Here is a 25,053-nt window from a genome sequence, read left to right on the forward strand (position 1 = left end):
GTACGTCCAGCCCGTCGCCGGTGGGCATTGCTGTTTGCTGCCATGGCATGAACTTGGCCATAACCACGTAAGCGACGGGCTGGACGTACCGGCACGGCCCCTTCTGTGCGTTGCCGACTGCGGGTGCGTCGTCGTCCCGGGTGGGGGTGGGTGATCGGGTCGGTCCGGTGTGGGTGGGTGTCTGCGTCGTACGATTTCTGTTTCGTGCAGAGGAAAGGTGGGGCATGGCTGGGCGGGAGCGGTTGCTTGGCGAGTTGTCTGTGGTGTCGCGTCGGTACATGGCGTCGTACGCGCTGTTCAACCAGGCCGTTGCCGATCATCTGGGGCTGCATCCGACGGATCTGCAGTGTCTGAATCTGCTCAGCCTGGAGGACGGGGCGGTGACGACCGGGCGGATTGCCGAGCTGACCGGGCTGACGACCGGGTCGGCCACGCGGCTGGTGGACCGGCTGGAGAAGGCCGGGTACGTCGTGCGGGAGCGGGACGTGGTCGACCGGCGGCGGGTGCTTGTGGCGACCGTGCCGGAGAAGATCGTCGAGTTCGGGCGGATGTGGGACCGGCTGGGGGGTGGCTGGTATGCCCTCTTCGACGGGCTTGAGGATGATGAACTCGCCCTGATCATCGGGCATATGAGGCGCACGGTCGATTTCAGTGCGGAGCAGATCGCGCGGCTGCGGGGCGGGGAGTTTCAGGATGCCTCGGAGGAGGTGTCGTAGTGCTCGCGCGCTTCGTTGACCTCCTCGATGTGTAGTTCCGCCCAGTCCTTCACGGCGGAGAGCAGGCAGCTGAGGCTGGTGCCGAGGGGGGTCAGTTCGTAGTCGACCCGGACCGGTACGGAGGGGGTGACGGTGCGGGCGACGATGCCGTCGCGTTCCAGTGAACGCAGGGTCTGCGTCAGCATCTTGGGGCTTACGCCCGCGATCTTGCGGCCCAGGTCGCTGTAGCGCATGGACCCTTCGGCCAGTGCGCTGACGACCAGGCTGACCCACTTGTCGCTGATGCGGTCGAGGAGCTGGTTGGTGGGGCAGCTCCTGATGAACGCGTCGTACTCGATGCGTGCCTGCTTGCGTTGCTGGGCCGCCGTCGTGGTCGCCATGGCTCACCTCCGGGTGACGTACGCACCTTCAGGTGCCTACTTACCAAAGGATAGTAACTCTTCCTAGGGTTGTTGCAGCGGGAGAGATACCCGGTAAATCGCCTTGGAGTGAGGAGAGTTGACGTGCGTGCAGCTGTTGTGACGGGTTTTGGTGGTCCGGATGCCGTGGAGATCGTCGAGGTGGCGGTGCCCGAGCCGGGGGCTCGGCAGGTGCGGATCAAGGTCGCGGCCGCCGCGTTGAATCCGGTCGACGCGGGGGTGCGTGCGGGCGTGTTCGGGGGCGCGGGGAAGAGGCTGGGGCTGGGGTGGGATGTGGCCGGGACCGTCGACGCGCCGGGCGTGGCCACGGGGTGGAGTGTCGGCGATGAAGTGGTGGCGCTGGCTTACGGGACCGCCAAGTCCCTTGGCACGCATGCCGATTACGTCGTTGTCGACGCCGATGCCGTGGCCAAGGCGCCCGCTTCGGTCGACGTGGTGCACGCGGCGACCCTGCCGCTGAACGCCCTGACCGCCGCGCAGGCCCTGGACGCGCTGGGACTGGAGGCGGGGCAGAGCCTGGTGGTCACGGGGGCCGCGGGTGCGGTCGGTGGTTATGCCGTGCAGCTCGCCGTCCATCGTGGGCTGTCGGTGACCGCGCTGGCCCGGGAGGGCGACGAGGAGCTCGTACGGTCGCTGGGGTCGGCCCGGTTCGTGTCGGGGGCCGTGGCGGCGGGGAGCGTGGACGGGGTGCTGGACGCGGCGCTGCTCGGTGAGGCCGCCCTGGAGTGGGTGCGGGACGGCGGCGCGTTCGTGGGGGTCATTCCGGGGGCCCACCCCGCGTCCGTGCGGGGGGTGCGGACCGGCGCGGTGGAGGTCGCCCCCGACGGGGCGCGGCTCGCGGAGCTGGCGGCGCTCGTCGACGAGGAGGTGCTGACGCTCCGGGTCGCCGAGACGTACGCCCTGGACGAGGCGGCCAAGGCACACGCGCGGCTGGCGGAGGGCGGGCTGCGGGGGCGGCTCGTGCTCCAGCCCTAGGCTCGTGCTCCAGCCCCAGGCTCGTACTTCCTCGGGCTCGTACTTCCTCCGGCTCGTATTTCCTCAGTGGTGTTGGTCCTCCGGTGCCTTGAGCGGCAGGAGGCGTACGAGGGGGCAGCACAGGAGGGTGACCGCGGCGACGGCGATGAGGCTCATGGTGGTGGCGTGGGCCTCGCCGCCGCCGGTCGGCTTGAGTGCCCTGAAGTAGACGGTGGTGACGGCCGCGGCGCCGATCGCGTTGGCGAGTTGCTGGACCGCGCCGAGCGAGCCGCCCGCGCTGCCCGCCTCGCTCTGCGCGATGTCGCCGATGGTGACGTCGTAGATCGAGCCGAAGCAGGTGCCCATGCCGAGGCCGATGACGAGCAGGGGCGGGACCAGGGCCCAACTGCCGGTGTCCGTACCGGAGATGGCAACGAGGGCGAGCAGGTAGCCCGTTCCGGCGAGGGTGATGAGCAGGCCGAGGAGGACGAGGCGGCGGCCCAGTGTGCCGATCAGGCGGTAGCAGGCGATCGCGGCGATGACGATGCCGGCGGACAGGGGCATCAGGCCGAGTGCGGCGCCCGCGGGGGAGCGGCCGAGGGCCTGCTGGAAGAAGAGCGAGACGACGTAGAGGAGTCCGGCGACCGCGGCGAAGAAGACGATGCCGAGGACGAGTCCTGAGGTGAAGCCCCGGTTGTGCAGGAGAGAGGGCTGGATCAAGGGGTTGGCCGCGGTGCGCTGGCGGTGGCAGAAAGCGGCGAAGAGGGCTGCTCCCGCGGCGAGGAGCAGGATGTTCGTGGTCGTCCAGCCGTGTGCCGAGCTTTCGATCAGGGCCGAGAGCAGGGTGAGCATCGTGGCGGCCAGGAGGGCTGAGCCGGGGCCGTCGACGGTGACCGTGCGGTCGCCGGTGTCGCGGGGGAGCAGGCGGGCGGCGGCGAGGAGTGCGGCGCCGCCGAGGACGATGTTGATGAGGAACATCGCGCGCCAGCCGAGGCCGCCGATGTTCGTGTCGATGAGGAAGCCGGCGAGGATCGGGCCGCCGACGGCCGAGAGGCCCATTACCGGGCCGAAGAGGCTGTACGCCTTGCCGATCTGGTCCCGGGGCCAGGTGGCGCCGAGGATGCCGAAGCCCTGCGGGATGACGAGCGCGCCGAAGGCGCCCTGTGCGAGGCGGGCGGCGACGAGTGTCCCCGGGCTCGGCGCGAGACCGCAGGCGACCGAGGCCGCGGTGAAGCCGGCGAGGCCGGTGAGAAAGAGGGTGCGGCGGCCGTACTTGTCGCCCAGTCGTCCGCCGAGGACCAGCAGCACGCCGAGGGCGAGGGCGTAGGAGGCGCCGAGCCACTGGATGAGGGTGGTGCCGCCGCCGAGGTCCTTGGCGATGGTCGGGGCGGCGATGTTGGTGATGGTGCTGTCGAGGAGGTCCAGGACGTCGGCGGCCAGGACGACTCCGAGGATCGTCCAGCGGGTGCGCGGTGATGGGGGCGCGGATTCGCCGTTGGATTCTTTTGCGTTGTGCAGTGTCTGCGTCACGCAGATAAATGTGCGGCATGGGGGAGGGGGAGGTCAAGTCATTACTCGGCGATGGCGGGGATTGCGGGGGGTCGCGGGGTGGCGGGGGCGGCGGATGGGGTCAGGTGGGCCGGCGGGCGCTCGCGTATGCCGTCGGCGGGACGCCTACCGTCGCCGTGAAGTCCCGTACCAGGTGGGCCTGATCGGCGTAGCCGAGGTCGGCGGCCAGGCCTGCCCAGTCCACCGGCTGGGAGGTCTCGGCTCGTTCCAGGGCCTCGTGGATGCGGTAGCGGAGGATGACCCACTTGGGGCCCACGCCGACGTATCCGGCGAACAGGCGCTGCAGCAGTCGTACGGACATGCCTTCGGCGCGGGCGAAGTCGCCGACGCGGCGGATCGTGCGGTCGGTGCGGATGCGGTCGACCAGGGCCGTCGCCAGATCGGCCTGGGGGTCGGGGTGGGGGCCGAGGGTATGGACGAAGGTGTCGAGGGCGGCGATGCGGGCGGCCTCCTCGTCGGGGGCGAGGATCGCGGCGGGGTCCGTGTCCGGGTAGACCTCGGGCCACCATGCCCGTCGGCCTGTCCACTCCGACACCGGGCACTGCGGGGCGAAGGGGCGGAAGGCGCCGGGCCTGAACTTGACGCCGCACACCCGTCCCCGCCCCTCCAGTTTCTGGGTGAACAGGCCGAACTGGACTCCCGCCACCTCGACGGAGGGCTCCTGGCCCTCGTACTGCTGGAACACGATGTGGACCGAGGGGTGCGGGACCACATGGGAGACATACGGCTCGGGGAGGTCCCAGTCGATCAGCCAGTAGTGCTCCACGTAAGGGCGGAGGGGTTCGGGGGGTTCGGGGCGTCGGAAGTTCACGCGCGCGAACAGTTCCGCGGCGTCGACGATGCCTCGGGTGTCACGGCGTGGGGAGGCCATGAGGGGATCGTAGGGCGGGGCACTGACAACGCCCGGGCTGCCGGAGTGCCGGAGAGTGCCGGACTGCCGGGCTCTCGGGCTGCCGGAATATCTGTGGAGGGGGGATGGTTCGAGGGTATAGTTGAATACTCAACAACCTGGAGGGTGAGCGACCATGCAGTTCGGGATCTTCAGCGTCGGTGATGTCACACCGGACCCGACCACGGGCCGGACGCCGAGCGAGCACGAGCGCATCAAGGCCATGGTCGCCATCGCGCAGAAGGCCGAGGAGGTCGGGCTCGACGTCTTCGCGACCGGCGAGCACCACAACCCGCCGTTCGTGCCGTCGTCGCCGACCACCATGCTCGGCTATATCGCCGCGCGCACCGAGAAGCTCGTCCTCTCCACGTCCACGACCCTCATCACCACCAACGACCCGGTGAAGATCGCCGAGGACTTCGCGATGCTCCAGCATCTGGCGGACGGGCGAGTGGACGTGATGATGGGGCGCGGCAACACCGGCCCGGTCTATCCCTGGTTCGGAAAGGACATCCGTCAGGGCATCAACCTCGCCATCGAGAACTACGCGCTGCTGCACCGGCTGTGGCGCGAGGACGTGGTGACGTGGGAGGGCAAGTTCCGTACGCCGCTGCAGTCGTTCACCTCGACGCCGCGGCCGTTGGACGGGGTACCGCCGTTCGTCTGGCACGGCTCCATCCGCTCGCCGGAGATAGCCGAGCAGGCCGCGTACTACGGCGACGGTTTCTTCCACAACAACATCTTCTGGCCGGCCGACCACACCAAGCGGATGGTCGAGCTCTACCGCGAGCGGTATGCGCACTACGGGCACGGCACGGCCGAGCAGGCGATCGTGGGGCTGGGCGGCCAGGTGTTCATGCGGCGCAACTCGCAGGATGCCGTGAAGGAGTTCCGGCCGTACTTCGACAACGCGCCGGTGTACGGGAACGGGCCGTCGCTGGAGGACTTCACCGAGCAGACCCCGCTGACCGTCGGCTCGCCGCAGCAGGTGATCGAGAAGACGCTGGCCTTCCGGGAGTACGCCGGTGACTACCAGCGCCAGCTGTTCCTGATGGACCACGCGGGGCTGCCGCTGAAGACCGTCCTTGAGCAGCTCGATCTGCTGGGCGAGGAGGTCGTGCCGGTGTTGCGCGAGGAGTTCGCCAAGGGGCGGCCGGCCGGGGTGCCGGATGCGCCGACCCACGCGTCTCTTGTTCAGTCCCTTGGCCAGTCCCTCGGTACGGATTCCCAGGAGGTGACCGTCGTATGAAGCTCGTCGTCGTTTCTGCGGGGTTGAGTGTTCCGTCGTCCACGCGGTTGCTGGGGGACCGGCTGGCTGCCGCGACGGTTCGTAGTGCGGGCCTCGATGCCGATGTCGAGGTTGATGTCGAAGTCGTCGAGCTGCGTGATCTGGCCGTCGAGATCGCTCACAACTTCACGAACGGGTTCCCCGGGCGGGAGCTGGCCGCCGCGATCGACGCGGTGACGTCCGCGGACGGGCTCATTGTCGTCACGCCGGTCTTCTCCGCCTCCTACAGCGGGCTGTTCAAGTCCTTCTTCGACGTGATGTCCGGTGGGGACAAGGATGTGCTGGCCGGGAAGCCGGTGCTGATCGCGGCGACCGGTGGTTCGGGGCGGCACTCGCTGGTTCTTGAGCACGCGCTGCGGCCGTTGTTCGCGTATCTGCGGGCTGTGGTCGTGCCGACCGGGGTGTATGCGGCTTCGGAGGACTGGGGGGCCGAGGGGCTGGCGGAGCGGATTGAGAGGGCGGCGGGGGAGTTGGCCGGGTTGATGGTGGGGTTGGCGACAGGGGTGCGGGGGAGTGGGGCTGGGGCTGCGGCTGTGGCTGTGGCTGGGGGGCGTTTCGAGGTGACCCCCTTCGAGCAGCAGCTTGCGGCGCTGCGGCCGTAGGGCGCCGGGACCTTCTTCGCCCCCGCCGCCCCTACCCGTCCCATCCCCCAGGGGCTCCGCCCCTTCGACCCCGTTCGGTTTGTGTGTTGGCTGCCGGTGGGTGGGGGCTGGTCCAAACGATTGCGCAGTTCCCCGCGCCCCTTTTAGGGGCGCGGGGAACTGCGCAGTCTTTTAGGGGGGTCTGGGGGCGCAGCCCCCAGGGATGGGACGGGTAGGGGCGGCGGGGGCGAAAGAAACCGGCGCAGACCCTGCCGCTCCGGCCGCCCCCGAGCCGGGGGTGTCCCCGGGGCGGCCGGGCGGAGGGACTGTCAGGGCTCGCCCGTCCTGACATACGGGACACAGTGACCCGGGGAGGTAAGGCGACGCGCCAGGCAGGGGTGAGAGGCGGGTAAGAAGGGCGGGGATAGGTCCGCTCATCAGGTGGTACTCGGCCAGGGGCTTGGCAGACTGGTGGGGTGCCCCAGAACGTGCTGCTCGCCGAGGACGACCGTGCCATCCGTCACGCCCTGGAAAGGGCGCTGACACTGGAGGGCTATGAGGTGACGGCCGTCGCCGACGGGGTGGAGGCGCTGGCCCAGACCCACCGCACCCCACCGGACGTCCTCGTCCTGGACGTGATGATGCCCGGCATCGACGGCCTCCAGGTGTGCCGCGTGCTGCGCGCGGAGGGCAACCGCATCCCCATCCTGATGCTCACCGCGCTCGTCGAGACCGCGGACCGCATCGCGGGCCTGGACGCCGGCGCCGACGACTACGTGGTCAAGCCGTTCGACGTCGAGGAGGTCTTCGCCCGGCTGCGCGCCCTGCTGCGCCGCACCGGCAACGGGAACGGCGCCTTCGACGACGTACAGGCATCCGTGTCCAAGGAGGCCCAGGCGTCGAACGGGCAGCTCACGGCGGCTGAGCTGCGCATGGACATCCAGGCGCGGCGCGCGTGGCGCGGGCAGCGGGAGCTGGAGCTGACCCGGACCGAGTTCGAACTCCTCGAACTGCTCGTCCGCAACGCCGGCATCGTCCTCGACCACGCCACGATCTACGACCGGATCTGGGGCTACGACTTCGGCCCGGGATCGAAGAATCTCGCCGTGTACGTGGGCTATCTGCGGCGCAAGCTCGACGAGCCGGGGGCACCGGCACTGATCCACACCGTGCGGGGCGTGGGGTACGTATTGAGGGAGGACTGAGTGCCCCCCAGCTCAACCAAGTCTTCCCGGTCCCGCACGCCTGGCGCATCTGGCACACCTGGGACGCCTGGTAGATCCGGTTGGCTTCGACGGGTTTCCCGGCTGCGGCTTCGGCGCGTGTCCTCTCTGCGGGCCACCTTCACGGTGTCCTTCGCGGCCGTCGCCGCCGCCGTCACGGTTCTCGTCGGGTTCCTGAGTTACGACGCCGCCGCCCGGCTGGTGCGTGTGGACCAGCAGACCGTCTTCGCCGAGGTCGTGCAGGACCTGCGTGACCAGGTGCGCGAGCATCCGCTGCAGCCGGGCGACTTCGCGTCGTCCGACCCCGACCACGACGGGCCGCTCGACGACATCATCCGGCCCAGCCGTACGGACGTTCAGGTGCTCGGGCCCGGCGGGGCGATCGTCGACCGCGGCAACCCGCAGCTGCCCGTGGGCAGCCACGACCGGGCGATCTCGGACGACGGCACGGCGGGAAAGATGGAGGAGCACAAGGAGGTCGACGTCGGCGGCGACCGCTACCGGGTGGCGACCGTCGCGCTCGGCGGCGGGCGGGGTGCGGTGCAGGTGGCGCAGCAGTTCAGCGATACGGAGGATCTGCTGCGGGAGCTGCAGCAGCGGACCGTGCTGCTCGTCGGGGCGGTCGTGATCGCGGCGGGGCTGTTCGGGTGGTGGCTGGCCCGGCGGATCACCCGGCGTCTGGTGCGGCTCGCGGGGGCCGCCGAGGACGTCGCGCGCACCGGGCGGCTCGGTATCCAGGTGCCGGTCACCGGGTACGACGAGGTGGCGCGGCTCGGCCGGTCCTTCGACCGGATGCTGGGCCGGCTCGCCCAGTCCGAGGAGGACCAGCGGCGGCTGGTCCAGGACGCGGGGCATGAGCTTCGTACGCCGTTGACCTCGCTGCGTACGAACATCTCCATGCTCCGACGCATCGACGAGCTGCCGCCCGCGGCCCGGGAGGAACTCGTCGCCGACCTCGCCCTGGAGTCGCGCGAACTGACCGACCTCGTGAACGAGCTGGTCGCCCTCGCGGCAGGGCAGTCCGACACCGAGCCCGTGCGGCGGCTCGATCTCGCGGACCTTGCCGAGGATGTCGCGATCGTTGCCCGGCGGCGGACTGGGCGGGACATCACCGTGCGGGTGAGCGGGGACACGGAGGTCGATGGGCGGCCTACCGCTCTTCAGCGGGCGATTTCCAACCTTGTGGAGAACGCGGCCAAGTTCGATCGGGACGGGAGGGCGCCGATCGAGATCGCGGTTACGGGGATGGGGGGTCGAGGGGGTGTGGGGCTGGGCACGGGTTCGGGTTCGGGATCGGGTGCCGGTCGTGGGGTTGCCTTTGATTCCGGCGGTGACGTGCCCGGCGTCGGTCGTCCCGGGCCGGTTCGCGTCGAGGTTCTCGACCGTGGTCCTGGTATCGCGGATGGTGACCTGGTCCGTATCTTCGACCGGTTCTACCGTGCCGCCGATGCCCGGAGCCTGCCCGGTTCCGGGCTTGGGCTGTCCATCGTCCGGGAGGTGGCCACGGGGCATGGCGGCACGCCGTTCGCCTTTCGGCGGGATGGGGGTGGCACGGTGATCGGGTTCACGGTGGACGGGGACGGTCCGGCGAACGAGGGCTGAGGGAGGGGTCTTTCGCCCCCGCCGCCCCTACCCGTCCCATCCCGTTCCTGGGGCTCCGCCCCAGACCCCGTAGGCCGGTTCTTTGGCTGCGGGTGGGTGGGGGTTGCTCGCGCAGTTCCCCGCGCCCCTAACGGCTCGGGGCTGCGCCCCGTCGCCCCGGCCCGCCCCGGGTGCTGTTGTCTTTTGTCTTTTAGGGGCGCGGGGAACTGCGCGACCAGCCCCCACCCACCCGCAGCCGACGAACAACCCCGCCTGTCAGGGGCGCGGGGAACTGCGCAATCGCCCCCAGGTACGGGATGGGACGGGTAGGGGCGGCGGGGGCGAAAACCGTTCTAGCCGACGTGGATGCGTGGGCGTCGTGAGCGGTTGGGTTCTGCCTCGCGGAGGACTTCTCGGGTGACGGGGGCGACCTCGCCCTGGCCGAAGAGGAAGAAGCGGAGGAAGTTGGCGAAGGGGTTGCCCTCGGTCCACTCGAAGTAGATGTGGGGGGTGCAGCCGGTGCTGTCGCGGACGTGGAGGAGGAGGGCGGCGAGGGCGTTGGGGATGGAGGAGGACTCCAGGGTGAGGACGCGGTAGCGGCCGTGCAGGACCTCGCCGCGTACGTTCAGGCCCGCCTCGAATTCCGAAGGGTCGAGGACGGTGACCTCGACGAAGACGAAGTCCTCCTGGGTCGGCAGGTCGTTGTCGGCCCGGATCTGCTCGATCTTCTCCCGGTACTCGGTCTTGTCGCGCTTGTCGGGCTCATTGGCGATGAACCGGATCCGGCGGCTGGCCATGTCCCTGATGAAACGTCCGGACATGTCGTCCAGGGTCACGCTGGTGACGCGCAGCTCGAAGGCGCGGGCGAGCCGGGACAGGAGCGAGACGAGGATGATGCCCGCGATGAAGCAGGCGCCGATCTTGACGCCGTCGGGGCGCTCGATGACGTTCACGACGGTGACGTAGAGGAGCACCGCGGAGACGATGGCGAAGCCGATCGTCCAGTTGTGCTGCTGGGCGCGGCGGGCGGCGATGGTCACCGCGATCGCGGCGGAGGACATCAGGACCAGGACACCGGTGGCGTAGGCGCCGCCCTGTGCGTCGACGTCGGCATCGAAGATCCAGGTGACCAGGAACGCGACCAGGGTGAAGACGATCACCATGGGGCGGACGGCGCGGGCCCATTGCGGGGCCATGCCGTAGCGGGGCAGGTAGCGGGGCATGAGGTTCAGGAGTCCGGCCATGGCCGAGGCTCCCGCGAACCACAGGATGGCGATGGTGGAGACGTCGTAGACGGTGCCGAAGGCGTTGCCGAGGTATTCGTGCGCCAGGTACGCGAGTGCGCGGCCGTTGGCCTGGCCGCCGGACTCGAACTCCTTCTCCGGGATGAGGAGCGTGGTGATGAAGCTGGTGGCGATCAGGTAGACGCTCATGATCACGGCGGCCGTGGTCAGCAGCTTCTTCGTGCCCCGGATACGGCCCGCCGGCTTCTCCTCGGTGTCCTCCGGGTCGCCCTCGACGTGCGGCATGACCGCCACGCCGGTCTCGAAGCCGGAGAGGCCGAGGGCCAGCTTCGGGAAGACCAGCAGGGAGACGCCGATCATGGCAAAAACGTTTCCGTGTTCGGCGGTGAGGCCGGTGGTCCAGTCGGTGACGACGTGCGGTTCCGTCAGCACATGCCAGAACCCCACCACCACGACTACGGCGTTGAGCGCCAGGTAGATCCCCACCAGGACGACCGCGACCCCGATCGCCTCCAGGAAGCCCTTGAGGAACACAGCGCCGAGCAGGGCCACAAGGATGAGGGTGATCAGCATCTGCTTGTCGTGCAGCACGCTGGTGAGGTGGGGGTTCTCCACCAGGTGGGTGGAGGCGTCCGCCGCCGACAGGGTGATGGTGATCAGGAAGTCGGTGGCGGCGAAGCCGAGCAGGGTCAGGACGAAGAGCTTGCCCTTCCAGAACGTCAGCAGCCGCTCCAGCATCGCGATCGAGCCCTCGCCGCGGGGGCTCTCCTCGGCCACTCGCCGGTACACGGGCAGTGCGCCCGCCAGAGTGACGATGACGAGCACGATGGTGGCGATCGGCGACAGCAACCCGGCGGCAAGGGCGGCGATGCCCGGCTGGTAGCCGAGGGTGGAGAAGTAGTCGACGCCGGTCAGGCACATCACCCGCCACCACCGCTGCCCCTTGTGCACGGGCTCGGGCACCGGCTCGGCGGCCTGGGGCACCTGGCGGCCCTTGCCCATGTCGGACAGCCCCTCCAGCATCCACGCACGCAGGCGGCTCGTGCGGGCGTCGTGGTCGACGGTGGCCATCGGGGTGCTCCTGACGTACGGCTCTTCGAAAGGTTCCGGCCATCAAGGACACGGCAAGCACCAGCGTATGCAGAGAGTGATTCAAGGGCCCAGGGATAGCTGGGCCGAACGCGTCAAGAGTGCGTTAAGACCGGCCGGTCGGGCTATCCGTGGGGCCACGCTCCTCACGGCGGTCTCCCGGGCCGTGAAACCGCCGTGAAACCGTGCTGATCCGGCCTCCCCGCACCCTACGGAGCAGCGCACAGCAGGCGCACCGAACCGAAGTGGCGTACCGACATGCCCCAGCCCACCGCCGCCCCGCTCGAACTGACCCACGCCCAGGTCGACGACGCCTCCCACGGCTACGCGCCGCTGATGCGGGGACGCTGGAAGAAGTCGAACCAGGCCGCCGCCGACAGCGCCGCGAGCGCGCCCGCCGCGCGGCTGCCGATCGCGGCGACCGCGACGACCACCACGACCAGGATCAGCGCCGCGTTCGTGCGCGACAGATCCGTACGGAACGGCACGAGCGCCAGCGCCACCGGAATCGGTCCCGCGAGAGCGGCCGCCAGGGCGAGCCGGTCCCGCACCGGACCTCCGTTCGCTGCCGAAGGGGTTCTCATCGGTACCGGACTGCTGTTCATGTGCCACCTCCTACGCTCTGCGGGCCCCGGGGGAGCTCCGCCTGCTCGGCGAACGGCAGCGACAGCACCATCGTCAGACCGCCGCCCGGGGTGTCCTCCGGGACGAGGGTGCCGTCCATCGCCTCGGTCAGGCCCCGGGAGAGGGCCAGGCCCAGGCCGAGCCCGGCCGTGTTGTCGGTGTCGCCCAGCCGCTGGAACGGCTCGAAGAGCCGGTCGCGGTCGTTGGCCGGCAGGCCGGGACCACGGTCGACGACGCGCAGTTCTACACGGCCCGCGTGGGCGCTGGCGGCGAGCAGCACCTTGCGCCCGGCCGGGCTGTGGCGGGCCGCGTTGCCGACCAGGTTGGCGATCACGCGTTCGAGGAGCGGCGGGTCGGCGAGTACGACGGGGATCTCCTCCAGGTCCCCCACCTCGACCTCGGGGGTGTCCGCGAGGGCCGCCGGGAGGACCTCCTCCAGGGCGGTGGCGCGCAGGCTGAGGGTAAAGACGCCGGCCTGGAGGCGGCTGAGGTCGAGCAGGTTCTCCACCAGCCGGTTCAGCTTGGCCATCGACTCGTCGGCGGTGGCGAGGAGTTCGTCCCGGTCCTCGGCGGAGAATTCCACGTCACGGCTGCGCAGCGAGGAGACGGCGGCCCATCCGGCGGCGAGCGGGGTGCGCAGGTCGTGGCCGACCGCTCGCAGGAGAGCCGTGCGCATGCGGTCGGCCGCCTTGACCGGCTCGATCTCGGCGGCGGCCTCGGCGAGCCGGGCCCGTTCGACGGCGGCGCCGACGTGCGCGGCGAAGGCGGCTAGAACGCGCCGCTCGGAGGAGGGCAGAACGCGGCCGTGCAGCACGAGCCAGGAGCCGGAGCCGACGGGCGCCGAGGCCGCGCCGGAGTCGGGCGGCTCCTCCACCAGCTCCGCCGAGTCCATGCCGAACGTCTCCCGCGTACGTTCCAGCAGCGCCGGGATCGTCGCGCCGCCGCGCACGATGGTGCCCGCGAGGGACGACATGGTCTCCGCCTCTGCGGTGGCGCGGGCGGAGCGTCTGGACAGCCTCAGCGACCGGTCCACGACGGCCGCGACCGTGGCGGCCACCACCGCGAAGATCGCCAGGGCCAGCAGCGCGTTCGGATCGTTGAGGGTGAACCGGCCCATGGGCGGAATGAACCAGTAGTTGAGCAGCAACGACGCCGTGACGGAGGCGACCACGGCCGAGGCGACACCGCCGATGCAGGCCACGCCCACCACGGCGAGCAGAAACAGCAGCGCCTCGCTGGTGAGATTGACGGTGCCGCGCACCCGGTCCAGGACAAGAGTGAGCAGCACCGGCAGGACGAGGCCGGCCACGGGCCCGGCGACCAACCGCGCGGTGGGCAGCGTACGACGCCGTGACGGCAGCAGCGTGCCGCGCCCCGCCCGCTCGTGCGTGACCATGTGGACGTCGATGTCGGCGGACAGCTCGACCACCGTCTCGCCCGTGCCGCGCCCGGTGACGAAGCGCTCGATACGGCCGCGGCGGCTGGTGCCGAGGACGAGCTGGGTGGCGTTCTCGGCGCGGGCGAACTCCACCAGGGCGGTCGCCACGTCGTCGCCGACGACCGAGTGGTAGCTGCCGCCGAGGTCCTCGATGAGCCGCCGCTGCCGGGCGAGGGAGGCATGCGAGGCGCCCGCGGCGAGACCGTCGCTTCGGGTCACGTGCACGGCGAGCAGGTCGCCGCCCGCCGACCGGTCCGCGATGCGGGCGGCCCGCCGGATGAGGGTGTCGCCCTCCGGTCCGCCGGTGAGCGCGACCACGACCCGTTCCCGGGTCTCCCACACTCCGCCGATGCCGTGCTCGGAGCGGTAGGACTGCAGCGCCTCGTCGACGCGGTCGGCCACCCACAGCAGGGCGAGCTGGCGCAGGGCGGTCAGATTGCCGGGCCGGAAGTAGTTGGCGAGGGCCGCGTCGACCTTCTCGGGGGCGTAGATGTTGCCGTGCGCCATGCGGCGGCGCAGCCCCTCGGGCGGGATGTCCACCAGCTCGATCTGCTGTGCCCGTCGTACGACTTCATCGGGCACCGTCTCGCGCTGCGGCACCCGCGTGATCTTCTCGACGACGTCGTTGAGGGACTCCAGGTGCTGGATGTTGAGCGCCGTGATGACGTCGATGCCGGCGGCGAGCAGGGTCTCGATGTCCTGCCAGCGCTTCGCGTTGCGGCCTGTGCCCGGCACATTGCTGTGGGCGAACTCGTCCACGAGCGCGACCTGCGGGCGGCGCGCGAGGACCGCGGCGAGGTCCATTTCCGTGAACTCGCCGCCGCGATAGGCGCATTGAAGGCGCTCCACGCTCTCCAGGCCGTCGAGCATCGCCTCGGTGCGCGGCCGGTCGTGGCACTCCACGAACCCCACCACCACATCGGCGCCGCGTGCCGCCCTGCGACGCCCCTCGTCGAGCATGCGATAGGTCTTGCCGACTCCCGGGGCGGCCCCGAGGTAGACCTTCAGCCGTCCCGGCCGTACGTCATTCATCCCCCTCAGCCAACTCCTCGGCACACCGTCCCGGCACGGATCTTGACGACTCCCTGGCGCCGCTCACGTGGACGTTGACACTGCCTTGACGGGCCCTGGCCCGATAGGGTGAAGGCGGTGTGCCGGGAAGTCTGGTCGGCAGGGGGCCACAAGGTCTCCTTCTCATGGCCAAGGGGACGGCATGCGCAGCGTAGGGACGGTCCTGGCTCTCGTCGTACTCGCCACCCTGGTGGCGACCTTCGCGCGCCGCTGGCGTATCCCCGCACCCTCCCTGCTCGTCGTCGCGGGCCTCGCCGTCGCGATGCTGCCGGGCACCCCGGAGATCGAGATCAGCCCCGAGATCATCGGGCTCGTCGTGCTGCCCCCGCTGCTGTACGCGAGCGCCGAGGAACTGTCCTGGCGTGAGCTGCGCGCGGTGTGGAAGCCGGTCGGGGTGCTGTCGATCGGTCTGGTGCTGGCCTCGGCCGCCGCGGTGGCCGCCGTGGCCTCTTTCGTCTCGCCCCTGTCGTGGCAGATGGCGTTCGTGCTGGGCTCGGTGCTCGCCAGCACCGACCCGGTGGCCGTCACCGCGCTGGGCAGACGGCTCGCACTGCCGCCGAAGGTGCAGGTACTGGTCCAGGCCGAGAGCCTCTTCAACGACGCGACGTCGCTGGTCCTGTTCCGGGTCGCGGTGAGCGTGGCCGTGGCCTCGGCCGCCGCGAGCTGGGGGTCGGCGGGCGGGGAGTTCCTGCTCCTTGCGGGCGGCGGCACGGTCATCGGCGCGGCGGTCGCCGGCGTCGTCGCGCTGATACGGCGGCGCACCGAGGACCCGGTCCTGGAGACGGTGATCGCCCTGGTCACCCCGTACGCGGCCTACGTCCTGGCCGAGGCCGCGCACACCTCCGGCGTCACGTCGGTCGTGGTGGCCGGAGTCGTCCTGGGCGGCCGCGGCGACCGCCTCACCAACGCCCGCATCCGCCTCCAGCTGCACGCGGTCTACGGCACGGTGGTGTTCCTGCTGGAGAGCGTGGTGTTCAGCCTGATCGGGCTCGCCCTGCCCGCCCAGGTGCAGGCCCTGTCCGACGGCGACCGGGCCTGGCCCCTGTACGCGCTCGCCGTCGCCGCCACGCTCATCGCCGTACGCCTGTTGTGGCTGGCGCCGCTGTCGGCGGTGGTGCAGCGCAAGGGCGGCATCACCCGCATGAACTGGCGGGTGCCGGTGGTGCTGACCTGGGCGGGCACCCGGGGCGTGGTCCCGTTGGCCGCCGCCCTCTCGATCCCGGTGGCGACGAACCCCGACTCCCCGCTCGCCGAGCGCCCGCTCGTCCTGGTCCTGACCACGTCGGTCGTGGTGGCGACCCTCGTCGTCCAGGGTTTCTCCCTCGCCACGGTCGTGCGCCGCTCCGGGATAGCCCTGGAACCCGACCACACCGAACGCGAGGAGGCGTCGGCCCGCTGCAGTCTGGCCCACGCGGGCCTCGGCCGCCTGGACGAGATATCAGAGCTGGAGGCCGTCCCGGACGTCGTCCTCGACCGCCTCCGCCGCGGCCTGACCGCCCGCCTCGACGACGCCCGCGACCGCCTCGCCGAATCCAACGGCACCGGCGTCGGCATCGAGTCCGCCGACCTCGTCTACCGCCAGCTGCGCCGCGACCTGATCGCCGTCGAGGCCGCCGAACTCCAGCACCTGTACGACGAACACCGCATCAGCGATACGACCCGCCGACGCTTGCAACGGTCACTCGACCTGGAGGAGGCGAGGCTGACGGACGCGTGAGCGTTCCAGGGGCGCGGGGAACTGCGCAGTCTTTCAGGGGGGTCTGGGGGCGCAGCCCCCAGGAACGGGATGGGACGGGTAGGGGCGGCGGGGGCGAAGAACCCCGTCCTCAGCGGAACTCGGCGAGCCGCGGCCGCAGCCCCAGCAGGGTCAGTGCCCCCGCCACGAGCAGCAGCCCGCACGCCCAGGGCAGCACCCCCGTCGCCTCCGAGCGCCCCGCGCTCACGGAAGCGGTGAAGTGCCGCCGATTGATGTCGGTCACCTTGCCGAGCGCGGCCATGTACGCCCCGAAGTGCGCGTTGGACGTCCCCGGTTGCCAGTCCATGCAGAACTCGACCGCCTCGTGCTCCTTGCCCTGCGCGACCAGGGCACGGATCTTCCGGTCGTCACGCTGGTAGACGGCGTACGCCTGCACCGTCTTCTCGGCGGCGGCCCGCTCACCGCTGAAGGTGATGTTGTCGAGCTCGCGCCGGAACTCGCCGGTGAATTCCAGGTCGTCGTGATCGGTCTCGTACATCTGCCAGGTCCGGGCCAGCTCGGTGTCGTAGTCGGACAGGGTCGCGTCCGAAAGCCCGTACAGCTTCTGCGACTTGGCGAGGAAGGAGGGCCCGTACTGCTCGCGGCGCCCGGGATCGAGCAGCCAGCGGCTCTCGTCGGCGTTCGCGTCGTACGCGATCGCGCGGGCGCGGGAGAGGGCGACGACGGAGTCGAAGGCGTCGTGCCGGGCGACGCGCAGGTGGGTGGCGGAGGCGGCGAGCGCCTGGGTGCCGAGGAGCACGGCGAGCAGGGCGCAGACCGTGGCGGCCAGCACGCCGGGGTTGAGGATCCGGTGGAAGCGGCGGGCCAGGTACCACTGGAGGACACCGAGCGTGACCAGCAGCAGTACGCCGAGATTCAGGACGGCGGCGAGCTGGGCGAAGAGGGTCGACCGCGCCCGGTCGTACTCGGCGCCGAAGGCCTGGTCGTTGGAGTCCACCAACGTGCGGGCCTCCGGCAGGAGTTGGCCCTGGAGCAGATCGGTCGCCGTGCGGTAGTCGCTGAGCGCGGCCGCCTTGCCGCCCGCACGGGCATCGTTCTCCAGGGCGCGCCCTATCCGTTCCTGGTACTCGGCGAAGTTGTCCGTGAGGGACTCCACCGTGCGCTCGTCGGCCCGGTCGCCCTGGGCGGCGACGGCGAGCGTGCGCAGGTCGTGGCCGATCTCGCGGCGGGCGTCGCCGTAGAAGCCGAACGCCTTCTCGTACGGCGTCTCCAGGCGCCCTTTGCCCGCGTTGCCGCTGGACAGCAGGAGGTTGGCGGCCTGCGCGTCCATGTCGTTGAGGGCGAGGTTGAGGTCGGCGGCGCTGGTGGTGCGGGGTGCGTCGCGGTTCGCGACGGCGTTCCAGGTGCCGGAGGCGGCGAGCCCGGCGAGCAGGAGCAGCGCGGCGAGGGCGACGGCGAGCGAGAGCGTGGCCGCGCGCAACAGACGCAGCCGCGCGGGCACGGTGGCCCAGTAGCGGCGGCGCAGAGCGGCCCGCGCGGCCACGGCCCCGCGACGGAGGCGACGCCCCGGTCCGCCCGGCCGCGACCCCCCTCGTGGCCGCGGACCGGACTCGCCCCCGGGCGGGGCGACCGGTCCGTGCTGTGGCCGTGCGACAGTCCTGGCCCCCGCCTCAGCACTGCGAGAGGTACCGGCCGTGATGGTCACGAGCCCTCCAACGTCACGCCACGGACGGTCGCCCGTGTCCCCCGTGCCGTTCAGTCTGCGACCGGTTTCGGCCACGGATGTCATCCCTTGACGCGCCCCTGACGCCTTCTCAGGTGACCTTGACGGCGCCTTGACGCGACAGTCCGACCGGCCGTAAGGGAGCCGCAAATACCGCACCGGACGGGGCAGTCAGGGCGTCCGTCCGGGCTGGATTTCCCCTCGGCCGCCGGAGAGGCCGCGGACGTCAGTGTGGCGAAGTACTTCGCGATCATCCCGGCGATGTTCGCGGGCGCCTACCCGGGCCTGGAGTCCCTCGACATCATGGGCCTGCACAGCCCGACGTCCGCGATCACTTCGGCGATCATCTTCAACGCGCTGATCATCGTCGCGCTGATCCCGCTCGCGCTGCGCGGTGTGCGCTACACGCCGTCGTCGGCGCTGCGCCGCAACCTCATGCTGTACGGACTCGGCGAACTGGTGCTCCCCTTCGTGGGCATCAAGCTGATCGATCTGCTGATCTCGGGGGTGCCGGGGCTGGCGTGAGGCACCCCGTCAAGAAGACGCCCGGGCACGTCAGAGGGGCGTAAGGGAAGGCGAGTCGGGCTTGCCCGGGACGGCTCCGCCGGATTCCATGGACAGTGTGAACAGCGAGTGGCTCCTCATCGACCGGCCGCCTCATCAGGCGTCCCGGCGTGCGCCTCGCTGCACGGAAGCGCCCGCGTCCGCCGTCCGCTGACGCGCTTTCCGTAACCCAGGGGCGCCGTGACCCACGTCCGGCGCCCCTTTCCATGCCTGTACGCCCAGACGTACGCACACCCGCATCTCCTCATCTCCTCTCCCGGATGGACCATGTCTGACTCCGCCCTTTCGTCCCGTACTGTCCTCGTCACCGGAGCCACCTCCGGCATCGGCCTGGAGACCGCCCGGCAGCTCGCCGAGCGCGGTGCCACCGTGCTGATGCACGGCCGCACCGCCGAGGAGGCGCGCGCGGCCGCCGACCGCCTCGTCGCCACGGCGGGCATCGACGCCGCCCGCCTGTGCACCCTCGCCGCCGACTTCACGCGCCTCGACGAGGTCGAGACCATGGCGGCCCGTGTCGTCGCCGAGCACCCGCACCTGGACGTCCTGGTGAACAACGCCGGCATGGCCGCCCCCGAGCGGCACACGGTCACCGCGGACCGCAACGAGATCGCCTTCCAGGTCAACTTCCTCGCCCACTACCTGCTGACGTGTCTGCTGGAGCCGGCGCTCACGAGCGACCCGGGCGGCCGCGTCGTCAACGTCTCGTCGTCCCTGCACCGCACCGGCTCCATCCAGTGGAGCGACCCGAACCGCGCCCGCCGCTACTCCCGGCTCGCGGCCTACGCCCAGTCGCAGCTGGCTCTGACGGTCTTCGCGGCGGACCCGCGCGTCACCGCGGTCTCCGTCCACCCGGGCGTCTGCGACACCGCGCTGCTCCCCCTCTACGCCCACGAGGGAGTCACACCCGCCCAGGGGGCCGCGCACGTGGTCCGCCTCTGCGACCCGTCCGTCGAGATCGTCAACGGCGCGTACTACGACCGCGCCGAGCGCGTCGCGCCGGCCCCCGCCGCCACCGAGGACCGCACCGTCATGCGCCTCACCAGGCTCGCCGACCTCCTTGTCGGCCGTGCCGCCTGAACTTCCCTCACATCCAGCGGAGTTGATGCCCATGTCGAAGCGCGCCCGCAAGAAGAAGGCCCGCCGCAAGAAGAAGGCCAACCACGGCCGCAAGGCGGGCCGGCGCTAACCCGTTTCTCGCCCCCGCCGCCCCTACCCGTCCCATCCCGTTCCTGGGGGCTGCGCCCCCCAGACCCCCTAAAAGATTGCGCAGTTCCCCGCGCCCCTTTTAGGGGCGCGGGGAACTGCGCGAACGGCCCCCACCGTCCCGCAGCCGAACGAACCAGGGCGGGCGGGGGATCGCGGGGCGCAGCCCCGCGCCTCAGGGGCGCGGGGAACTGCGCGACCAGCCCCCACCCACCCGCAGCCGACACACAACCCCACGGGCTCGGGGGCGAATTCACCGCTGGTGGTGCTGGGGCTCGCCGCGGCGGAAGGAACCCGGCGCCCGCGCCGCCGGGCGGTCCGCGTGGGCCGAGGAGCTCAGCTGCCACGGGACGCTGGTGACCATGACGCCGGGGGTGAAGAGCAGACGGCTCTTGAGCCACAGGGCGGACTGGTTGTGGAGCAGGTTCTCCCACCAGTGGCCGACGACGTACTCGGGGATGAAAACGGCGACGATGTCACGCGGACTCTCGCGGCGGATGGAGCGGACGTACTCCACGACCGGTCGGGTCACCTCGCGGTACGGGGAGTCGATGATCTTCAGCGGGACGCCGATGCCGTACTCCTCCCAGCGTGCGCGCAGGGCGGCAGCCTCGTCGCGGTCGACCGAGACCGTCAGGGCCTCCAGCCGGTCGGGGCGGAAGGCGCGCGCGTAGGCGAGGGCGCGCAGGGTCGGTTTGTGGAGGGTGGACACCAGCACGATGCCCAACACGCGGGAGGGAAGGGTCAGTTCACTCTTCGGGTCGATCACCGCCAGCTCCGCCGACGTGGCGTCGTAGTGCCGCCTGATCCCGCGCATCATCACCCACAGCACGATCGCCGCGAGTACGGCAAGCCACGCGCCCTGGGTGAACTTGGTGGCCAGCACGATCACCAGGACCAGGCCGGTGACGACCGCGCCGAGCCCGTTGATCACGCGGGACGAGTGATGGCGGCGGCGTGCGCCGGGGTCGAGTTCGGTGCGCAGCTCCCGGTTCCAGTGCCGGACCATGCCGAGCTGGGAGAGCGTGAAGGAGGTGAACACGCCCAGGATGTAGAGGTGGATGAGGTTGGTGACGTTCGCCTGGAAGCCCCACAGCAGGAGCGCGGCCACGATCGCCAGGGCCAGGATGCCGTTGGAGAAGGCGAGGCGGTCGCCGCGGTTGTGCAACTGGCGTGGCAGGTAGCGGTGTTGGGCGAGGATCGAGGCCAGGAGCGGGAAGCCGTTGAAGGCCGTGTTCGCGGCCAGGATCAGGACCAGTGCTGTCGCGGCCTGGATGAAGTAGAAGCCGACGCTGTTCTCGCCGCCGAAGACCGCCGCCGCGATCTGGGCGATGACCGTGCGCTGCGTGTACGTCGCGCAGTTGCCGTCGAGGCCCGTCAGCCGGCACGCGTCGTCCGTGATGTGCACCTTGGTGATCAGGGCGAGCGCGGTGACGCCGACGAACATGACGATCGCGGTGCTGCCCATCGCCGCCATCGTCGAGGCCGCGTTCTTCGACTTGGGTTTGCGGAACGCCGGTACGCCGTTGGAGATCGCCTCCACACCCGTCAGCGCCGTACAGCCGGAGGAGAACGCGCGCAGCACCAGCATCAGCAGGGCCAGGCCCGCGAGGTGCGCGTCCGAAGGGTTGGCCGTGACGCCGTACTTGGCGCTCTCGGCGACCGGCGCGTCCCCGAGGACGTAACGGATCAGGCCCGTGATCACCATGATGAGCACGCCGCCGATGAAGAGGTAAGTGGGGGCGGCGAAGGCCCGGCCCGACTCGCGTACGCCCCGCAGATTCATCGCGGCCAGGATCGCGACGAAGCCGACGGCCATCAGGACGCGGGCGTCGGCCAGTTCGGGGACGGCCGAGATGATGTTGTCGACGCCGGACGCGACCGAGACGGCCACCGTCATGACGTAGTCGACGAGGAGTGAGGCGGCGACGACCAGTCCGGCCGAGGGGCCGAGGTTCGTGGAGACGACTTCGTACGAGCCGCCCCCGCTCGGGTACGCGTGCACGACCTGGCGGTACGAGAGCACCACGACCGTCATCAGTGCCACGACGGCCGCGGCGATCCACGGTGTGAAGTGCAGGTAGGCGAGCCCGCCGAGGGTGAGGACCAGCAGGATCTCCTGGGTCGCGTACGCCACCGACGAGAGGGGGTCGGACGCGAAGATCGGCAGGGCGAGCCGCTTGGGCAGCAGCGTCTCGTGCAGCTCCTCGCTGCGCATCGCCCGCCCGATCACCAACCGCTTGAGCATTCCCGTCACGTTGAACACGGCGTGAGGGTAGGCCGGGCGACGGGGACGGAGGGGGAGGGCGACCGGCCCGGAGGGCGTTAAGGGACCGTTAGGATTTCGAAAGATACGTACATTTGGCGCAAACCGCCATGACCGGGCTATTTCATCCCCGACACCTTGAACACGGTCATCGCCGTCTCGCGGTCGATCCGCTCCGCGACGCGGCGCAGCGCGGTCGCCCCGCACGTCAGTGAGCCGCGGAGGGCGGAGACGCGCGCGTCCTCGTCCAGGCGGTGCCACAGCGGGGGGTTGGTGATCAGGACACGGGGGTCGATCTCGACGCGCGCGCCGAACGTGTCCCGCAGGACGAGCCGCTGGCCGACACCGTCCAGGCAGCGCACCGACACCAGGTGATCGGTCCGCACCCGCCGCGCGCCCCGCAGCCCGCGCGAGACCAGCCAGCCCTCACCGGCGGACACCCGGGCGGGATACAGGACCAGGAACAGCAGCACCGCCAGCGTGACCCACAGCGTGGCGCGCAGCGCCGTGAGGGTGCCGGCGGCCCAGTCGATCAGCAGCAGAAGGGCGAGGAGTACGGCCGCGCAGCGGATCGAGCTGCGCAGGTCCGAGGCCCAGTGGCGGTCGTGCGCCACTTCCGCTGGTGACCCGAGGTGTGCGTCGACCGCGTTGCGCGCGTCGTTGCGGCGTTCCATACAACCGACGGTAAAGACCCGGAAGGCCGGAGGCACCACACCTTGACGGGTCCCTGATGCGCTTCCGCGTCAAGGATTCGACAAGGACCGGGTCTTCGGCGCGAAGAACGCGCAAGGGGTGCTCGTATGCGGCCGGAGGCGGGCCGAACCTGGGCTGAGCCGCGCACCGCCTCCCCGCGTGCGCGGCTCCTTTCGTGAAGTGAGTGAAGGAGCACGTGCCCCATGTCCGTCCTGACCGCCGCGCCCGGCGCCACCCCCGCCGATGAGGAACCTCCGGATACCGGCGAGCGCCACCGCCTCACCGCCGTCACGGGTCTCGCCGCCCTTTCGCTGGACGCGATGGCGTCGGTGGCGTATGGCCCCGAGGCGATCGTCCTCGTGCTGGCCGCCGCCGGCGCGCACGGCCTCGGCTTCACACTGCCGGTCACGCTCGCCATCGCCGGTCTGCTCGCGGTGCTGGTGGCCTCCTACCGCCAGGTGATCGCGGCGTTCCCGGACGGCGGCGGCTCGTACGCCGTCGCCAGGACGCACCTGGGCGCGCGGACGAGCCTGGTCGCGGCCGCCTCGCTCGTTCTGGACTACGTGCTCAACGTCGCCGTCGCCGTCACGGCCGGTGTCGCCGCTCTGACCTCGGCCTTCCCGTCGCTCTACGACGAGCGGCTGTGGATATGCCTGGCCGTGCTCGTGCTGATCACGGGCGTGAACCTGCGCGGGATCGTCGAGTCGGCGCGCGCCTTCATCGTGCCGACGGCCGTCTTCGTCGTTTCGATCCTCGTGCTCATCGTCGTCGGCCTCTTCCGGTCCGCGCCCGTCAGCACCCCGGCGGCCGCCGGGCACGCCTCCGTCCTCGCCGACAACGCCACCACCGTCGGCGCCCTGCTTCTGCTGAAAGCTTTCGCCTCCGGGTGCAGCGCGCTCACCGGCGTCGAGGCCCTCGCCAACGCCGTGCCGTCCTTCCGCGTCCCGCGGGTGAAGCGCGCCCAGCGCGCGGAGGTCGCCCTCGGCGCCGTACTCGGTGTGATGCTGATCGGCCTGTCGGTGCTGATCTCGCGCTTCCACCTCCAGCCGGTCGCGGGCGTCACCGTCCTCGCCCAGCTCGCGGACGCCTCGCTCGGCCACAACTGGGCTTTCTACGTCATCCAGTTCGCGACGATGATCCTGCTCGCCCTCTCCGCGAACACCTCCTTCGGCGGCCTCCCCGTCCTGCTGAAGCTGCTGGCCCGCGACAACTACCTCCCGCACGTCTTCGCCCTGAAGGCCGACCGCCAGGTCCACCGCCACGGCGTGCTCGCCCTGGCCCTTGTGTCGGCGGGCCTGCTCGTCTTCTCCGGCGGCGACACCAACACCCTCGTGCCGCTCTTCGCCATCGGCGTCTTCATCGGCTTCACGATCGCCCAGATCGGCATGGTCCGGCACTGGCGCGAGGGGCGGGGGAGGGGCTGGCGGGGCAAGGCTCTGCTGAATGGTTTCGGCGCCGTACTGACCGGCGTCTCCGCGGTCGTGGTGACGGCGACCAAGTTCGAGGACGGCGCCTGGCTGATAGGGATCGCTCTGCCGCTGCTGGTGGCCGCGTTCGAGACGGTGCACCGGGCGTACACCCGGATCGGGGAGCGGCTCGGCCTCGGGCGCGTTCCCGAGCCGCCGCACCGCGACCGCTCCCTGGTGATCATGCCCGTGTCGAACCTGTCCCGGCTCACCTGCGAGGCGATCAACGCCGCCACCTCCCTCGGCGACGAGGTGCGCGCCGTCACCGTGTGCCACCCCGACGCCGAGGACCGCGCCCACGCCGCCGCCCTGGAGAGCGCCTGGGAGCAGTGGAACCCCGGCGTCCCACTTGTTCGGCTCGCCTCCGAACGCCGGGCGCTTGGCCGCCCCATAGCGTCGTACGTACGTGCCATCGCCGCCGACGAGCCCGGCACCCGCGTCACCGTGCTGATCCCCGAGGTCGAGCCCGACCGGCTGTGGCTGGGGGTGCCCCCGCGCGAGCGAAGCCGAGCGTGGGGGAGGCTGCTGCAAACCAGCGGGGCGCGGTCGTCGCCCACGCCGTGCGCAAGGACACGGGCGCGGTGATCTGCCGGCTGCGGTTCCGGCTGTCCTGAAGCAGGGGTTCCGCAGGCCCCGGGACCCGAGGTTCCGAAGGCATCCGTAAGGGATGCGTCAAAGGCGTACTGCGCCCCGTAAGGGTGCCGTCAACGGCGGCCGAATCCGGCCACAGAGGCGCTTTCCTTCTAACCGACCGTT

Annotated in this window: 17 protein-coding genes and 2 pseudogenes; 10 read left to right on the plus strand and 9 right to left on the minus strand. The window is 70.8% G+C overall.

Going from position 1 to position 25,053, the window contains the following annotated elements; all coding sequences use genetic code 11:
• The first annotated feature begins 224 nt into the window (after positions 1 to 224).
• A complete protein-coding gene (locus AB5J50_RS28760) occupies positions 225 to 716 on the plus strand; it encodes a MarR family winged helix-turn-helix transcriptional regulator (RefSeq protein ID WP_369261117.1) in 492 nt (163 codons plus the stop codon).
• On the opposite strand, the gene AB5J50_RS28765 is transcribed toward AB5J50_RS28760, so the two are convergent.
• A complete protein-coding gene (locus AB5J50_RS28765; RefSeq protein ID WP_327430696.1) occupies positions 689 to 1,096 on the minus strand; it encodes a helix-turn-helix domain-containing protein in 408 nt (135 codons plus the stop codon). The genes AB5J50_RS28760 and AB5J50_RS28765 overlap by 28 nt on opposite strands.
• Before the next feature lie 123 nt (positions 1,097 to 1,219).
• Between AB5J50_RS28765 and AB5J50_RS28770 the strand changes: the two genes are divergently transcribed.
• On the plus strand, positions 1,220 to 2,110 hold the full coding sequence (locus AB5J50_RS28770) for an NADP-dependent oxidoreductase (RefSeq protein ID WP_369261118.1): 891 nt from the start codon (positions 1,220 to 1,222) through the stop codon (positions 2,108 to 2,110).
• Positions 2,111 to 2,173: 63 nt separating this feature from the next.
• Here AB5J50_RS28770 and AB5J50_RS28775 read toward each other — a convergent pair whose 3' ends face one another.
• Both AB5J50_RS28775 and AB5J50_RS28780 read right to left on the minus strand, forming a co-directional pair.
• Complete coding sequence (locus AB5J50_RS28775) at positions 2,174 to 3,619, minus strand: MFS transporter (RefSeq protein ID WP_369261119.1); 1,446 nt, start codon at positions 3,617 to 3,619, stop codon at positions 2,174 to 2,176.
• A 100-nt stretch (positions 3,620 to 3,719) separates the two neighbouring features.
• Complete coding sequence (locus AB5J50_RS28780; protein WP_369261120.1) at positions 3,720 to 4,529, minus strand: DUF6597 domain-containing transcriptional factor; 810 nt, start codon at positions 4,527 to 4,529, stop codon at positions 3,720 to 3,722.
• Between the two features lie 154 nt (positions 4,530 to 4,683).
• Between AB5J50_RS28780 and AB5J50_RS28785 the strand changes: the two genes are divergently transcribed.
• The 4 genes from AB5J50_RS28785 (at position 4,684) to AB5J50_RS28800 (ending at position 9,241) form a co-directional block, all read left to right on the plus strand.
• Positions 4,684 to 5,796 (plus strand): LLM class flavin-dependent oxidoreductase, encoded by a 1,113-nt coding sequence (locus tag AB5J50_RS28785; protein ID WP_369261121.1) that lies wholly within the window; start codon positions 4,684 to 4,686, stop codon positions 5,794 to 5,796.
• A complete protein-coding gene (locus AB5J50_RS28790) occupies positions 5,793 to 6,437 on the plus strand; it encodes a CE1759 family FMN reductase (protein ID WP_369261122.1) in 645 nt (214 codons plus the stop codon). Before AB5J50_RS28785 ends, AB5J50_RS28790 begins: the two co-directional genes overlap by 4 nt.
• Before the next feature lie 455 nt (positions 6,438 to 6,892).
• Positions 6,893 to 7,621 carry a response regulator transcription factor gene (locus AB5J50_RS28795; RefSeq protein ID WP_327430702.1) on the plus strand — a complete coding sequence of 243 codons (729 nt, stop codon included), beginning with the start codon at positions 6,893 to 6,895 and terminating at the stop codon, positions 7,619 to 7,621.
• A gap of 117 nt (positions 7,622 to 7,738) precedes the next feature.
• Entirely contained in the window at positions 7,739 to 9,241 is a 1,503-nt protein-coding gene (locus tag AB5J50_RS28800; RefSeq protein WP_369261123.1) for an ATP-binding protein, read from the plus strand.
• 332 nt (positions 9,242 to 9,573) lie between these two features.
• Here AB5J50_RS28800 and AB5J50_RS28805 read toward each other — a convergent pair whose 3' ends face one another.
• The 3 genes from AB5J50_RS28805 to AB5J50_RS28815 all read right to left on the minus strand — a co-directional run bounded on the left by AB5J50_RS28805 (position 9,574) and on the right by AB5J50_RS28815 (position 14,647).
• Entirely contained in the window at positions 9,574 to 11,535 is a 1,962-nt protein-coding gene (locus AB5J50_RS28805) for an amino acid transporter (protein WP_369261124.1), read from the minus strand.
• 341 nt (positions 11,536 to 11,876) lie between these two features.
• Complete coding sequence (locus AB5J50_RS28810) at positions 11,877 to 12,158, minus strand: DUF4118 domain-containing protein (RefSeq protein ID WP_369261125.1); 282 nt, start codon at positions 12,156 to 12,158, stop codon at positions 11,877 to 11,879.
• Positions 12,155 to 14,647, minus strand: coding sequence for an ATP-binding protein (locus AB5J50_RS28815; protein ID WP_369261126.1), 2,493 nt, complete (start codon positions 14,645 to 14,647; stop codon positions 12,155 to 12,157). The genes AB5J50_RS28810 and AB5J50_RS28815 overlap by 4 nt, the downstream gene beginning before the upstream one ends.
• A 181-nt stretch (positions 14,648 to 14,828) precedes the next feature.
• On the opposite strand from AB5J50_RS28815, the gene AB5J50_RS28820 reads away from it, so the two are divergent.
• A complete protein-coding gene (locus AB5J50_RS28820) occupies positions 14,829 to 16,403 on the plus strand; it encodes a Na+/H+ antiporter (RefSeq protein WP_369261127.1) in 1,575 nt (524 codons plus the stop codon).
• Positions 16,404 to 16,512: 109 nt separating this feature from the next.
• Here AB5J50_RS28820 and AB5J50_RS28825 read toward each other — a convergent pair whose 3' ends face one another.
• Complete coding sequence (locus AB5J50_RS28825) at positions 16,513 to 17,925, minus strand: hypothetical protein (protein ID WP_369261128.1); 1,413 nt, start codon at positions 17,923 to 17,925, stop codon at positions 16,513 to 16,515.
• A gap of 411 nt (positions 17,926 to 18,336) precedes the next feature.
• On the opposite strand from AB5J50_RS28825, the pseudogene AB5J50_RS28830 reads away from it, so the two are divergent.
• Together AB5J50_RS28830 and AB5J50_RS28835 are read left to right on the plus strand one after the other, a co-directional pair.
• Positions 18,337 to 18,630, plus strand: a pseudogene (locus AB5J50_RS28830) (potassium-transporting ATPase subunit B); the annotation flags it as partial.
• 306 nt (positions 18,631 to 18,936) lie between these two features.
• Entirely contained in the window at positions 18,937 to 19,746 is an 810-nt protein-coding gene (locus tag AB5J50_RS28835; RefSeq protein WP_369261129.1) for an SDR family NAD(P)-dependent oxidoreductase, read from the plus strand.
• A 379-nt stretch (positions 19,747 to 20,125) separates the two neighbouring features.
• Here the strand turns inward: AB5J50_RS28835 and AB5J50_RS28840 are convergent, their stop codons facing one another.
• Entirely contained in the window at positions 20,126 to 22,138 is a 2,013-nt protein-coding gene (locus AB5J50_RS28840; protein WP_369261130.1) for an APC family permease, read from the minus strand.
• 119 nt (positions 22,139 to 22,257) lie between these two features.
• Positions 22,258 to 22,812 carry a hypothetical protein gene (locus AB5J50_RS28845; protein WP_369261131.1) on the minus strand — a complete coding sequence of 185 codons (555 nt, stop codon included), beginning with the start codon at positions 22,810 to 22,812 and terminating at the stop codon, positions 22,258 to 22,260.
• Positions 22,813 to 23,034: 222 nt separating this feature from the next.
• Between AB5J50_RS28845 and AB5J50_RS28850 the strand changes: the two are divergent.
• Positions 23,035 to 24,911, plus strand: a pseudogene (locus tag AB5J50_RS28850) (APC family permease).
• The last annotated feature ends 142 nt before the right edge of the window (positions 24,912 to 25,053 follow it).

This window comes from Streptomyces sp. R35 (assembly GCF_041053035.1).
In the GTDB taxonomy this organism is placed as follows: Bacteria; Actinomycetota; Actinomycetes; order Streptomycetales; family Streptomycetaceae; genus Streptomyces; species Streptomyces lutosisoli.

What these genes read in the sequence shown, in the direction of transcription:
- AB5J50_RS28760 (WP_369261117.1), top strand. Translation starts at nt 225, where the DNA reads ATGGCTGGGCGGGAGCGGTTGCTTGGCGAGTTGTCTGTGGTGTCGCGT.
- AB5J50_RS28765 (WP_327430696.1), bottom strand. Translation starts at nt 1,096, where the DNA reads ATGGCGACCACGACGGCGGCCCAGCAACGCAAGCAGGCACGCATCGAG.
- AB5J50_RS28780 (WP_369261120.1), bottom strand. Translation starts at nt 4,529, where the DNA reads ATGGCCTCCCCACGCCGTGACACCCGAGGCATCGTCGACGCCGCGGAA.
- AB5J50_RS28785 (WP_369261121.1), top strand. Translation starts at nt 4,684, where the DNA reads ATGCAGTTCGGGATCTTCAGCGTCGGTGATGTCACACCGGACCCGACC.
- AB5J50_RS28790 (WP_369261122.1), top strand. Translation starts at nt 5,793, where the DNA reads ATGAAGCTCGTCGTCGTTTCTGCGGGGTTGAGTGTTCCGTCGTCCACG.
- AB5J50_RS28805 (WP_369261124.1), bottom strand. Translation starts at nt 11,535, where the DNA reads ATGGCCACCGTCGACCACGACGCCCGCACGAGCCGCCTGCGTGCGTGG.
- AB5J50_RS28810 (WP_369261125.1), bottom strand. Translation starts at nt 12,158, where the DNA reads ATGAACAGCAGTCCGGTACCGATGAGAACCCCTTCGGCAGCGAACGGA.
- AB5J50_RS28815 (WP_369261126.1), bottom strand. Translation starts at nt 14,647, where the DNA reads ATGAATGACGTACGGCCGGGACGGCTGAAGGTCTACCTCGGGGCCGCC.
- AB5J50_RS28820 (WP_369261127.1), top strand. Translation starts at nt 14,829, where the DNA reads ATGCGCAGCGTAGGGACGGTCCTGGCTCTCGTCGTACTCGCCACCCTG.
- AB5J50_RS28835 (WP_369261129.1), top strand. Translation starts at nt 18,937, where the DNA reads ATGTCTGACTCCGCCCTTTCGTCCCGTACTGTCCTCGTCACCGGAGCC.
- AB5J50_RS28845 (WP_369261131.1), bottom strand. Translation starts at nt 22,812, where the DNA reads ATGGAACGCCGCAACGACGCGCGCAACGCGGTCGACGCACACCTCGGG.